This is a genomic window from Paenibacillus wenxiniae (assembly GCF_039822605.1).
In the GTDB taxonomy this organism is placed as follows: domain Bacteria; phylum Bacillota; class Bacilli; order Paenibacillales; family Paenibacillaceae; genus Saccharibacillus; species Saccharibacillus wenxiniae.
On the sequence record NZ_JBCGUH010000001.1, the window covers coordinates 410,289 to 422,713 of the forward strand.

The window sequence follows — 12,425 nt, forward strand, 5'->3', positions numbered from 1 at the left end:
TTGCGACCAGAAGCTTTTGGCAACAGACCTTCGCGATTACTGAACGTATCGCCACCGATACTTTTACCCGGTGCCACTTCAGCTAGATTGCCCTTAGAAGAATCCCAACCCAGGCGTTCAGCCTGCTTTTTCGTCATATAATTGCATGGCAGCTCGCCATCATGCTGACGCAAATAATTAGCAACACCGTCAAACGTATTGATAACTGTACAGGTTTTCGATGTGGTTGCGCCTGACGTTGCTTTACCTGAATTTGCTGTACCTGAATCGGTCCCATCTAACGTTCCTGTAGCAGATGTGCTGCCATTAGACGAATGATTGGAGCGATCGGAGCTAGTTTCCTGATGGACTGTAGTTGAAGCAGTCTGCTTGGCAGGTGTCTGCTGTCCATCAAATTCATTAACACCAAATAACACCGCCACCATAGCGATAATGACAAAAAGAATACTCGATAACATTTTTCTGGACATAATTTCTCCTGTCTGTTGTAGTATGATTTATATATTATACAAAACTTTGTATCGATATGTATCATACATATGACAAAGATAGACGACAATAAGGGGGATATGCTATGTGGAGAAAGCTTGATCATCTGAATCGGATTGCCAGTACAGGGATTGTGCTCATTATTCGTACCGATAGCGAACAGGAAGCGCTGGCTGTAGCAGAAGCCGCAATTCAAGGAGGCATCAAAGCGCTGGAGATTACGATGAGTGTACCGAATGCATTGGACATTATACGCACACTGTCTCAGCGTCATAAGCAGAACGATATTTTAATAGGTGCAGGCACTGTGATGGATGGGGAAACCGCTCGTGCTGCGATCCTTGCCGGGGCAGAGCTGCTGGTCAGTCCGCAACTGAATCCGGATATGCTGCGCGTTGCCAATCGCTATCAGGTCATTACGATTAGTGGCGCTTATACACCGACCGAGATTGTCGCCACACTGGAAGCGGGCGCGGATATCGTGAAGCTATTCCCGGCAGAAACACTCGGACCGGCTTATATCAAAGCAGTTACGGCTCCGATCTCACAGGCACCGCTTGTACCAACAGGCGGCGTAACACCAGCTAATGTACATGAATGGTTTCAGGCTGGCTGTATTGCTGTCGGCGTGGGCAGCTATATTACAAAAGCAGCGCAAAAGGATGGCAACTATAGTAAGGTCACAGCAGCAGCGCAGCAATTTCTAGCTGCCGTAGCAGACGCCCGATCCTAATAAAAAAAAGCAGTTCCTCCTCACGCGCCCGATCGAATGATCGCTGCGATAGGATCGGACTGCTTTTTTCATTGCTCGTCTGTGTTTCCATATGCAAAAATAACGCTTGTATCCATCTAGCATATCTACAGATGAATTGGCATGTCTAAAAAAATGAAGTGTATCCTCACGTCTGCACTTCATTTTCCACGATCACTCGGAAGCCGATTCCTTCTTCTTCCGCTTCCTCCAGCAATGCTTTTACATGTTCGGCACGCTCACCCAAACGCTGCTTGCTCACATTATAATGATGCCAGTGAAGTTCCAGCGGCAGCTCGATCATCCCTGTCAGGCAATCCCACAGTGCATCCAGATTCGCACCGTAAAAGTCCGGCAGTTCCAGCTTTTCTTTCAGCTGCTCATGCAATTGTGCAATCGTAAAGAAATCACGTCCATCGATATATACTCGTTTCATGCTGTCACGTCCTTGTCTGGCATAATACTCATCTGATCCATTTTCTTATTTCATCCTATACTAGCATATCATCACACAACAAGCCCGTCTTCCTATCGCCATCAGCGATTACGAGAACGGGCCTGTCCTTTCAATAACGTATATCTGTGTCTGTATGCGTCTGTTTACACGTCTTTTATTACGTGGTTCTGTTACGTACTACGTATTTGTACATGATCATTACCGAAGTTATCTCATGCGGGTAAAACTTTCATAATGATCTGTCGTTTTATAGATCAATCCATCATTAGAGTACAGGATACGCTTGGAATTGCGGAATCCAGACGTGTAGTCGATATCCGCTTCACGCCATACGCGTCCGCTTGCTTTGGGCAGTAAGCCTTCACGGTTGCTGAACGTGTCGCCACCGATACTTTTGCCTGGTGCTACATCAGCCAGATTGCCTTTGGAGGACACCCAACCAAGTGAGCTTGCCTGTGATTTCGTTATGTAATTGCAAGGCAGCTTGCCATTGGCATCTAAATAATTAGCGACACCGTCAAATGTGTTAATAATCGTACATGTTGCCGCAGACGCTGTTTGCGCATTTGCCGCAGGAATTGCCTGTGATCCAGTAAAAAATACCACTACCAGCATCATTGCAAGTAAAGCTGTTGACCAAAACCGTTTCATCCTGTCATCCTCCTGTACACCGTATAATGTTGAATTTGATACCCTAAAAACGACTAATCACTTATAGATATCAACCTTCACTTACCAGTTATACCATATGATGTTGTTAAAATCTTTAATTTTATGATTCAATTTTGTAAAATTTTAAATAATTGTGTGCTATATCCATATTTCAATATCCCTACATTTCTATATTTCCAGATTGCTATGTCTCGATATTTCTGTACCGCTATACTTTTGTATTTCTATTTCTCCATATTTCTGTATTTGCCATATTAGGATGAGCTGATTCCTTTGACATACGATGATTGATATGACCGTGCATACGAATACGCTCATAAACATATTGCTAAACAGAAAAAAAGCCGCTGTCCTTTATCGCCCAAATTCCTCTTGCTGATTCATATCAGCACAGAATTTCGGCCATCCAAAAGACAAGCGGCTTTTCAATTACGAAATCAAGCAGTATGGCGTCCACATCGTATACACAACGTGCACAATGCAGATCATTATATGTCACGCTGGCTTCATGCTGACAAGCTGACGGCCAAGCTCAAAATGCCATCGCATCGCTGCTTTGCAGCACCCAAACCCGGAAGCCATTGCCTTCACTTTGCACTTCTTCCATCAGTCCAAGCACCTGCTCTGCATAACTACCGAGACGTTCATAGCTTAGCTCGTAGTTGAGCCATTCAATTTGCAGTGGCAGCTCGATCTGCCCGGTTAATCCATCCCACAGTGCATCGAGATTGGCACCATAACTAGCAGGCAATTCTAACACCTGCCGTAGTGTCATATGCAGTTCTTCCACCGTTGCAAAATCTTCCCCGTTTAATACGACTGTCTTCATATTTGTTCTCATTGCCCACACCCTACCTTGTTCAACATTTGTATACCTTATTTGCAGTCTCCGGCATCTCAACGTGAACCTGTACGTTTGCAGTCGCCCACTCCCGAGCGTTGCTGTAACGTGACAGCCGTTTCTGCACCTGTCAGAATCGGTACTGTCTTTTCATGCCTGTCCAATCATTTGTTGCTTGCTGTTTACTTCCCCCTATCTTTTATATCATATTCAGGCAAAAAATAGACCGATTTTATTGCGAATGTTTGTAAAAAATAAACACGCTGGAGCAGCAGCAAAACCCTGCTACCGGGTGACTGGCAGCAGGGTCTGCACAGATGCTAGTTGTTTATTGTTTGGATAAACCAGATGCTTCTGATTCGTCAGTAGCCGTATCCTATGGAGACTCTGTTGTATTGCGTTTACGTGCTAGCCATCAGTGACGTGCATGCTTTTGCTTATATGCATGCGAATATTGATCAGCGGCGATAATCGCGTCTTTCACATCCGCAGCTGTGACCGGGAATGGCAAATTATGTGCCGTTTCATCCGGCTTTGTTGCTGCTTCGGCTACACGATACAAATCTTCATCAGACACATTACCAATATGCAAATCTTCCAGCGTCACCGGCAGACCGAGACTCATATAAAAGGCGATATATTTCTCAATTTCATGAATCGACCGCTGTTCTAATGCTAACTGAGTCAATGTACCAAAAGCAACTTTTTCGCCATGCGTCATATGGTGAATATCACCTTCCAACACAGTAAACCCGTTATGGATCGCATGCGCACCAGCAAGACCGCCGCTTTCAAATCCAAGACCGCTGAGCAACGTATTCGCCTCCACTACCGCTTCCAATGCAGGTGTGACGACTTTACGTTGCACAGACTCGTAAGCGAGCAGACCGAAGTCGAATAATGTTTCTTCGCATTTGCGAGCAATCGCTTCTGCTGCCAGTGTCGGCAGACCACCAGCCATCGTGTTCGCACGGGCTTCGATCACTGCTCTTGCTTCCACCCATGTTGCCAGCGCATCGGCAATGCCTGAAGCGAGGAAGCGTGGTGGTGCGCCTGCAATGATTGTCGTATCAACCAGAATCAAGTCTGGATTTTTATTGTAAAATTTGTAACTTTCAAAAATACCTTCATCTGAATAAATAACAGACAACGCACTCGTTGGTGCATCAGTAGATGCGGTAGTCGGCACGATCACCGTATAGCCGCCAAGTGAATCACTTACTGCTTTCGCGGTATCTAGCGTTTTACCACCGCCAACGCCAACGACAATCCGTGCATCCTGTTCGCGTCCGGTCGAGGTCAATCGCTCAATCTCATTCGTCGATGCCTCACCATTAAAGACAACTTTCACATATTCAACCGAAGCTTGCTCCAGACTATGCAGTACATCATTACCTGCAATATCCCATACAATCTCGTCAGCAATAACTAACGCCTTACCGCCATCCAACGCTTTTACATACTCGCCTGCTTTGGCGATCACACCGCGACCTTGTACGTATTTGCCTGGACTAATAAATACTCGTTCTGTCATTGAAATTGCTCCTTTCAATTATAGACATCGTATTATGCACGAAGGCTACGCTCTCCAACTATGTACCTGTCCATATCGTGTACTTGCTCCTATGCTGCTTAGAGGTAGATATCATTCGGACGGCTGCATGGGCATAGCCCTCTTACTCTATTCACCATAACAGGCCGCAGGTAACCGGGCAATTCCGCACAATCCTGTGAAGACATCGTCCAGCTCCTGCGGCCTATACAGTTGAGTGTATATAGCGGCTTGCTACAGCGTATCGATTCGCTCATGCTGCATGATCGTTTATATGATTTATATCGTTTACGTTCATATTATAACTGGACGACTCCATACTTTGACGATGTTATAACTCCACGACTTTATAGCTCTGCGACTTATGAGTTCATGACTTTATGAACTCATCACTCTGTGACAGATGGGCTTAACGCGACTCTGCTTCAGTTCGATATGAACGGTTTAACCAAATGAACTTAACGCTTCAGCAGATCCTCACGAATCGGCGTAAATGTATCGAGCAACGCCGAATTTTCCTCCAATGCGACCACACCATGACGCGCATGTGGCGGAATCGCAATCGTCTCGCCTGCGCTGACGATCGTCTCTACATCATCAATCGTAAAAATGAACGAACCGCTCAGACAATAGCTCATCTGTTGATGCGGATGGCTGTGCTGATAGCCCTCTGCTCCTTTTTCAAAATGAACTTCCATCATCATCAGCTCACCCGCAGCATTCAAAATACAGCGTTTCACGCCTGGCTCTGCCGATTCCCATACTCCAATATTGCTCATTATGCACAGCTCCTTTTTGTTTACGATTCCAACCTACTACAGAGTCTCCACTATTGATCTGTACGATCATGTAAAGCCGACTCTCTTGTTTGATTATAAAACATATTTTTTCGGAGCGGACACGGACAAATCTATTTCGGAAGGGGGGATAAAACAACTGAACTCATCACGTGTGATTCGCATATGAGCATCTAGCGCAAGCATTGGCGTAAAGGAACCATTTTATTCAATCATTTAATAGTCGCTCAACCTTTTGCTTGGAAGTGCTGCCTGTCAGCATATGTATTGTAATCGAAGCTTGAGGCACATCTTCGCATTGAAATGAAAGATAATCCAAGCGAATCTCGCCTACAAGTGGATGAAAGATACGTTTGCTGCCTTCGGGAGTGCCGGATACATTTCCTTGCAACCACCAATTTTTGAATTCATAGCTCTGTTCGATCAATTGCTCAACTAAACGAAGCCCATTCGGATCATTTGGACATTGGCCCAAACGCATACGCAACTGGCTAACACGGAGCTTGGCATGACTTTCCCAATCTTCCAGCAGATCCTTCATACTCGGATCGGTAAAGGCGCGCCAGATGGAATTACGCTCAAGAGGCGACATTTTATTGTAATTACCAAATACTACACTCGCGGCACGATTCCATGCTATGATCGTCCAATAATAATCCATTACATACGCTGGATGTGGTAGCTGAACGTCAAGAAAACGCTGCATTCGCTCCGAAACGCCGTCCAGCATAGGAACCGTTTCTGGCCATCGATGCTGTGCCAATGAGAACAAATACTGTTGCTCTTGCATATTTAGCTGCAAAGCATGAGCGAGCGACGCTAACACTTCAGGTGACGGATGAACAGCTCTTCCCTGCTCTAACCGAACATACCAGTCTATACTTATATTCGCCAGATCAGCAACTTCTTCTCGGCGTAATCCAGCTACCCTGCGCGTCCGCTTATCCATGATGCCTAACTGTTCAGGACTAAGGCTATTACGTTTACGTTTCAAAAAATCGCCCAGTTCACGATACTGTTGCTTCATCATGACAACCTCACTTTCTCATTATCGGGCCGATACTCAAGGTAGTATTGTTAATCCTAGGATTAAGGCTCCCTTCAACAACGTTGCTGCTCCTTTTACAATAGGACACAAATGAAGGGAAAGCAGGGATAGACCTATGCACGCATTTCACTCTAAACGTCAAACGATTTCATCTACAATGGAATGGACATTAAGCATCATCTGTATGCTGGTCGTTGCCAATTTGTATTATGACCAGATGTTATTACCTGATCTTGCACATACTTTTCATCTTCCTTTTCAACATATCGGAGTTGTATTAACCGTCCTACAACTTGGTTATACAGCAGGTTTATTGCTTATTGTGCCCTTGGGAGATCGATGGGAACGAAAACGACTCATTATGCTCAGCCTAGGATGCTCTGCATTATGTCTGTTTATGATGACGATAGTGCATTCATTTGGCTGGCTGCTCTTTTTTGCCACTTTATTAGGCTTTAGCGGATTCGCTGCACAGATGATCATTCCTTATCTCGCCTCTACACTTGTAGCTCCGCGCAAGTCGGCTGCTATCAGCAAATGCTTAACCGGAATTTTTCTCGGTACACTACTAGGCAGACTCAGCGGCGGCTGGATTGGACAATTATGGGGGTGGACTGCTGTACATGATGTTGCAGCGATCGCTTTGTTAATCGGGATGATCATTGTGTATATCTATTTGCCAACCGATTATGCGCTTAAAGAACCTTCCTATGTACGCATTATGAGTTCCTTATGGACACTAATACGCACGGAACCTATTTTAAGAGAAACGATGTGGATTGGTGCAATTACTTTTACTGTATTTAATATATTTTGGGCACCACTCTCCCACTTGCTGCATCAAGCTCCCTATGATCTGAATAGCGGGATGGCAAGCAATTTCGGATTGATTGGTATGGCAGGTGCATTGGCTGCCGGTTTTGCAAGTAAGCTACCCAATCGTGTCCATATACGATACTGGAACATGTTTGCGCTTGGCTTGATGTTGATTTCATTTATCGTGTTAAGCATCCCATGGAATCAGTTATGGATATTAATTGCAGTTACATTTGTACTAGATATCGGTTCACGCATGAATATGTCGCTTAATCAAGCACGTCTCTATCAATTAGCTCCAGCCTATCATAGCCGCTTGAACTCGATATATATGGTCAGTTATTATATAGGCGGTGCGATCGGCTCCTATATCGGAACGACGGTCGCAGCAAGTTATCATTTTCCTACATTAGCATTGATCGCGATCTTGTTGTTGTGCATCGGTTTACTATCCATCTATGTCCATATCGTTCGTGACGCGAATGCTGAGTCTGTTACCAAATAAGGCACCCTAACATAAAGCAATATATAAAAACTCCTGAATCGTCACAAGGACAGACTCAAGAGTTCATATATCATGATATTCACTTATCATCATCACAAAATGCGGTCGAGAGGACTCGAACCTCCACGGGGGTAAGCCCACACGGACCTGAACCGTGCGCGTCTGCCAATTCCGCCACGACCGCATAATCACATGTTACCGTTACATGATCATAATCATCCATTTCTCGGCGACAAAAAATAGAATACCATATTAGTTAGCAAGCGTCAAACGTTTTTATAGGTTTGCTCATTTGGTTTGTTTACTCGATTTACTCACTGGGTTTGTTAACTTGATTTGATTACTACGTTTACTCACTGGATGTGTTCACTTGATTTGATTACTAGGTTTATTCACTCGCTCTGCTTACTATATATATTACCTTTTACATCAAACCTTTGTCTGCTTTAGGCTACTTTCTTTGGTGCACAGTAGTTAGAAAGATGTACCCAGCGGTAGAACATTTTTGTTCATCTAACTTTAAGGAAGATCAGCATTTGGGTTCCTTTTCTATTTTCGATTTCCGATTGTATATGTATTCCATACAACGATACCCGTCTATATCCGCAGCGATCAGGTTCCACCTGTATATACCTGACCGCTGCTAGTATAGATAACGCCAGTAATGTCATCATTATTCGGTGGTGCTCATCGTTAATGCTCGATCAGTCGCCACATCATTCGCTTTCATTTTGCAATTTGAGCACATTTAGGACGAAGACCAATCTTCAATACCTATCTGGCCTTTACTACATAGCTGTATGAATGAGACCATTTCACTTTGCTTACCGCTCATCCTGTATTATGATTCCGCGTTTCTTCTATAGAAAGGCAGATGCTCACGAAGCGCGAACAATTGATCATAACGATGAATAACCGTATTCGCTTGCTCCAGATTTTGTGAACCAGAACCTGGATTCTGGTGACCGATACAGCGCATGCCTGCTGCACGAGCTGCTTTTACACCATTGCGTGAGTCCTCAATCACAAGGCAGCGTTCCGGTGGAATGCCAAGCATCTGTGCAGCATGCAGGAAAATGTCAGGCGCTGGTTTACCATGTGCAACTTCTTCTCCGCTTACCATGCCTTGAAAATAATTCCGTAGCTCTAACCGCTCCAAAATTAACTCAATCAGCGCACGCGGTGAAGACGAAGCGACAAACATCGGTATATTCGCTTCTTTTAACCAATCCAGCCAGGCAATCAGCCCTTCAAATGGACGTAGCTGCGGATGCTCACGAATTACATCCATGACATGTTGCACATGAAAAGCGAGCATATCTTCAACTGTACATTGCAGACGATGACGCTGCTGCACCTGCTGGAACATAGATGCCAGCGTCACCCCTACATACGTATGATGCTCTTCTTCTTCCACCTGTGCACCGAAGTGAACAAATGTACTTTTTTCAATATCAAAATAGATTGGCTCACTGTCAATCAGCACACCGTCCATATCAAAAATAACGCCTTCAATAGGTTCAACCAGCCAGTCGGCACGTTCACCTTTATTCGTATCTGCAAGTGCCGAGGCACCCGATTGTTCAGTTGTCATCATTCATTCCTCCTTCCATTACAGACCATTACACAAGTTACGAGCATACCATACTTATTTTCACATCAGGTCGATTGCAATACAACTTTGATCGCGCTGGAAGCGGTCTTGAGTGTACCATCATCCAGATCACAGCCGAGCATCCGGAATGCTTCCTGATACGATTGCAGCGGATACGTATGTGTAATTAGCTTTTTCGCCGGCACGAGACCACGTTCGATCATATAATGCGCGGTGGCAAATGTACCAAGCGAATCGATCGAGCCAATGATTTTCAGACTGCGATCCACGACTTCTTTCGGATTAAAGCTACTCACTCCATCGCGCAGACCGACCAGCATCAAATAGCCACCATGCGCCAGATTGGATAGCACCTGTGTACCGATCGCACCTGTCGTATCTACAATCAGATCCACCTGATGATCATCAGGCGAAATGCCCTGTACTGCCGCATCAAAAGAAGCATACGTATCCCACTGATCGGGTGCGATCGAATGAGCCAGCTCTAATCGTTCCTCGGAAATGTCCACGATACTGCCGATCACACCTTTTGAAGCAAGTGCGTAACTATATAGCATACCGATTGGACCTGCACCTAGAATGATCGTGCGGAAATTCGGCAATAATTGAATCTGATTAATACCGGTCAGCATGCAGCTCAGCGGCTCGGTCAATGTCGCTTCTTCATAGCTAACATGATCAGCAAGCTTGTACAGAAAACGATCTTCTGTCACATAATAATCGGTAAATGTACCATCACTGCTCACGCCGGTCTCGGTCGTGCTTTTGTGCAGGCAATGATTTTGGCGTCCGGTACGACACATTTTGCATTGACCACAATAATACGTTGGATCGATTACGACGCGATCGCCGGGCTGTAAATTTTGTACATTCGGCCCAATCTCGATCACTTCGCCTGCGGATTCATGACCCAAAATAATCGATGATTTGGCATGATATTTGCCACTAATGATACCGAGATCAGTACCGCACACACCGGTAGCGTGAATGCGCACGATGACGTCATGGTCACCTCGAATTTGTGGGCGTGGGCGTTCTTCAAGTGCCACATCCCAGGCGGAACGATAAACTAGTGAAAGCATAGTGATTCCCCTCTCTGTTCGTTAACCCATTTTTTGCAAAACGCGTTCCAGACGACCGATAATCTCCACAATCTCATCTTCGGTTACGGTCAACGATGGACGAACTTTAACGACATTACCAAATCCATAACGCGAGCCGCGCAGGATCAGGTTCTCATCACGGAATGCCATATCGATAATTGCATTGGCTTTGCGCGAATCCGGCGCGCCATCGCCATCCACGATTTCCAGACCCCACATCAAACCAACGCCGCGTGCTTCGCCAATCGTATCGGGATACAGCTCGGCCAGTGGAGACAGCAGATTGCCAAGCAGTTCTCCTTTGCTGCGTACGCTTTCCAGGAAGCCCGGTGCCGATACGACTTCCATCGTCGAACGTGCCGCCGTCAAAGAAATCATATTACTGCCCGATGTAAAAGAATGCTCGTGCTTTTCCAGTATGTTCAGACGAGACTGCATAAGTACTGCTGCTACCGGTACACCGATACCGCCCAGACCTTTAGCCAGCGTAATGATATCAGGTTTAATATCAAACAGTGTACTCGCGTACATATAGCCTGTACGTCCGATCCCTGTCTGTACCTCGTCAGCAATCAAAATCATATTATGTTCATCACACAGCTTACGGAGCTGCTTGAAATATTCCATCGGTGGAATGATATTACCGCCATTGCCAAGAATCGGTTCAATAATCATGCATGCAGTGGAACCGGAGCCACCAAATTCAAGCTGATCGGACAGCGCTTCAATACATTGCATCGCGCAATGATCTGGATCACTCTGGAACGGGCAACGGTAGCAATACGGTACAGGCACATGAAGTGAGTTCGGTACAGTAGAGTTTGGGAAGCCTTTACGACGGAATGCGTTACCAGAAATGCCAGTCGCAAATTGTGTCTGCCCATGATGCGAATAGTACAGGCTGACAATATCGCGCTCGCCTGTATACTTTTGCGCAATCTTGGTTGCACACTCGTTGGCAGTTGAGCCTGTAATGTCACGCATCCAGCCTGCATCAATTCCATTTGGCGCTTCCTCCAGTAGCAGCGACAATACTTCCTCCACATAAGGCTCGGTAAATGAGGAAGACATATGCGTTAGATTACCAACCTGCTCCTGAATCTTTTCCACAACATAAGGGTGATTGTAGCCTAATGACAGGTTAAACGTACCGGATACACCATCCAGATATTCATTTCCGGCATCATCGATCAAACGGATTCCTTGCCCTACTGAAAAACGGCTTTCTGTAGTTGTTGACATGTATAATCCCTCCACATGGATAGAATAGCAATGCAATCGAAAACCAATATTGCGACATGATCGTCCTGTGTATAGCGGAACTGCGTTGGTCTCTTGTATACGCATTCCGTCTTCCTGCTTGCCCTTATGATCTGCACTACACCTCACCAGGATTGTACGCCTTTACAATCCGCTGCGATCCGTTGTATCTGTTGTCTACACCGCGCTTGTGACCTGTGATTGGAAATCATTAGCTGCATCACCAGCATAGTTATTGCAAACAAGTCATTATCCACTTTTGATATCATATATACGTTGTTATAAGAATTAATTTCCTTTAACCGCATATAGACGATATAGCGATATTTCGAATCGCTGCTATTTATAAATATGCCTGTTTGCTATGTTGATGATAAGGTGAGACTGTCGCTTTTTCCTGCTCACTGTCACTATATCTATTGCACGTCATCCGTTAGGGACTATGCACTCCCGAACCATACTGTTCTTTACATGTCCCTATGCTGCTGCATGATGTATGTTACCGATTCCCTTTTCGGC

The 12,425-nt window shown here is 45.2% G+C and carries 12 protein-coding genes and 1 tRNA gene; 2 read left to right on the forward strand and 11 right to left on the reverse strand.

From position 1 onward, the window contains the following. Window positions 1-470 (reverse strand): hypothetical protein (locus tag AAHF22_RS23835; RefSeq protein ID WP_371833996.1); only part of this gene is annotated, 470 nt, incomplete at its 3' end. Window positions 471-574: 104 nt separating this feature from the next. Between AAHF22_RS23835 and AAHF22_RS01745 the strand changes: the two genes are divergently transcribed. After that, window positions 575-1,222 carry a bifunctional 2-keto-4-hydroxyglutarate aldolase/2-keto-3-deoxy-6-phosphogluconate aldolase gene (locus AAHF22_RS01745; protein WP_347323244.1) on the forward strand — a complete coding sequence of 216 codons (648 nt, stop codon included), beginning with the start codon at window positions 575-577 and terminating at the stop codon, window positions 1,220-1,222. A gap of 166 nt (window positions 1,223-1,388) precedes the next feature. Here the strand turns inward: AAHF22_RS01745 and AAHF22_RS01750 are convergent, their stop codons facing one another. The 6 genes from AAHF22_RS01750 to AAHF22_RS01775 all read right to left on the reverse strand — a co-directional run bounded on the left by AAHF22_RS01750 (window position 1,389) and on the right by AAHF22_RS01775 (window position 6,586). Further along, on the reverse strand, window positions 1,389-1,676 hold the full coding sequence (locus AAHF22_RS01750; protein ID WP_347323245.1) for a barstar family protein: 288 nt from the start codon (window positions 1,674-1,676) through the stop codon (window positions 1,389-1,391). 228 nt (window positions 1,677-1,904) lie between these two features. Beyond that, entirely contained in the window at window positions 1,905-2,348 is a 444-nt protein-coding gene (locus AAHF22_RS01755; RefSeq protein WP_347323246.1) for a ribonuclease, read from the reverse strand. Window positions 2,349-2,901: 553 nt separating this feature from the next. Then, window positions 2,902-3,210 carry a barstar family protein gene (locus AAHF22_RS01760; protein ID WP_347323247.1) on the reverse strand — a complete coding sequence of 103 codons (309 nt, stop codon included), beginning with the start codon at window positions 3,208-3,210 and terminating at the stop codon, window positions 2,902-2,904. Window positions 3,211-3,625: 415 nt separating this feature from the next. After that, entirely contained in the window at window positions 3,626-4,744 is a 1,119-nt protein-coding gene (locus AAHF22_RS01765; protein ID WP_347323248.1) for a glycerol dehydrogenase, read from the reverse strand. A 476-nt stretch (window positions 4,745-5,220) separates the two neighbouring features. Continuing rightward, the gene (locus AAHF22_RS01770) at window positions 5,221-5,541 is read right to left on the reverse strand and encodes a cupin domain-containing protein (protein WP_347323249.1); all 321 of its coding nucleotides are present in this window, start codon (window positions 5,539-5,541) and stop codon (window positions 5,221-5,223) included. A 226-nt stretch (window positions 5,542-5,767) separates the two neighbouring features. Then, entirely contained in the window at window positions 5,768-6,586 is an 819-nt protein-coding gene (locus AAHF22_RS01775; protein WP_347323250.1) for a helix-turn-helix transcriptional regulator, read from the reverse strand. 136 nt (window positions 6,587-6,722) lie between these two features. Here AAHF22_RS01775 and AAHF22_RS01780 point away from each other — a divergent pair, with 136 nt between their 5' ends. Further along, entirely contained in the window at window positions 6,723-7,928 is a 1,206-nt protein-coding gene (locus AAHF22_RS01780) for an MFS transporter (protein WP_347323251.1), read from the forward strand. 100 nt (window positions 7,929-8,028) lie between these two features. On the opposite strand, the gene AAHF22_RS01785 is transcribed toward AAHF22_RS01780, so the two are convergent. From AAHF22_RS01785 to AAHF22_RS01800, 4 genes are all read right to left on the reverse strand, one after another. Then, a tRNA-Leu gene (locus tag AAHF22_RS01785) sits at window positions 8,029-8,112 on the reverse strand. Between the two features lie 657 nt (window positions 8,113-8,769). Beyond that, window positions 8,770-9,522 carry an HAD family hydrolase gene (locus AAHF22_RS01790; RefSeq protein ID WP_347323252.1) on the reverse strand — a complete coding sequence of 251 codons (753 nt, stop codon included), beginning with the start codon at window positions 9,520-9,522 and terminating at the stop codon, window positions 8,770-8,772. Between the two features lie 65 nt (window positions 9,523-9,587). Continuing rightward, a complete protein-coding gene (locus AAHF22_RS01795) occupies window positions 9,588-10,625 on the reverse strand; it encodes a zinc-dependent alcohol dehydrogenase (protein WP_347323253.1) in 1,038 nt (345 codons plus the stop codon). 21 nt (window positions 10,626-10,646) lie between these two features. Then, complete coding sequence (locus tag AAHF22_RS01800) at window positions 10,647-11,888, reverse strand: aspartate aminotransferase family protein (protein WP_347323254.1); 1,242 nt, start codon at window positions 11,886-11,888, stop codon at window positions 10,647-10,649. Window positions 11,889-12,425: the final 537 nt, after the last annotated feature.

Excerpts from the sequence above, each read along its gene's own strand:
- AAHF22_RS01745 (WP_347323244.1), top strand. The coding sequence starts at position 575 with ATGTGGAGAAAGCTTGATCATCTGAATCGGATTGCCAGTACAGGGATT.
- AAHF22_RS01750 (WP_347323245.1), bottom strand. The coding sequence starts at position 1,676 with ATGAAACGAGTATATATCGATGGACGTGATTTCTTTACGATTGCACAA.
- AAHF22_RS01755 (WP_347323246.1), bottom strand. The coding sequence starts at position 2,348 with ATGAAACGGTTTTGGTCAACAGCTTTACTTGCAATGATGCTGGTAGTG.
- AAHF22_RS01760 (WP_347323247.1), bottom strand. The coding sequence starts at position 3,210 with ATGAGAACAAATATGAAGACAGTCGTATTAAACGGGGAAGATTTTGCA.
- AAHF22_RS01765 (WP_347323248.1), bottom strand. The coding sequence starts at position 4,744 with ATGACAGAACGAGTATTTATTAGTCCAGGCAAATACGTACAAGGTCGC.
- AAHF22_RS01770 (WP_347323249.1), bottom strand. The coding sequence starts at position 5,541 with ATGAGCAATATTGGAGTATGGGAATCGGCAGAGCCAGGCGTGAAACGC.
- AAHF22_RS01775 (WP_347323250.1), bottom strand. The coding sequence starts at position 6,586 with ATGAAGCAACAGTATCGTGAACTGGGCGATTTTTTGAAACGTAAACGT.
- AAHF22_RS01780 (WP_347323251.1), top strand. The coding sequence starts at position 6,723 with ATGCACGCATTTCACTCTAAACGTCAAACGATTTCATCTACAATGGAA.
- AAHF22_RS01790 (WP_347323252.1), bottom strand. The coding sequence starts at position 9,522 with ATGACAACTGAACAATCGGGTGCCTCGGCACTTGCAGATACGAATAAA.
- AAHF22_RS01795 (WP_347323253.1), bottom strand. The coding sequence starts at position 10,625 with ATGCTTTCACTAGTTTATCGTTCCGCCTGGGATGTGGCACTTGAAGAA.
- AAHF22_RS01800 (WP_347323254.1), bottom strand. The coding sequence starts at position 11,888 with ATGTCAACAACTACAGAAAGCCGTTTTTCAGTAGGGCAAGGAATCCGT.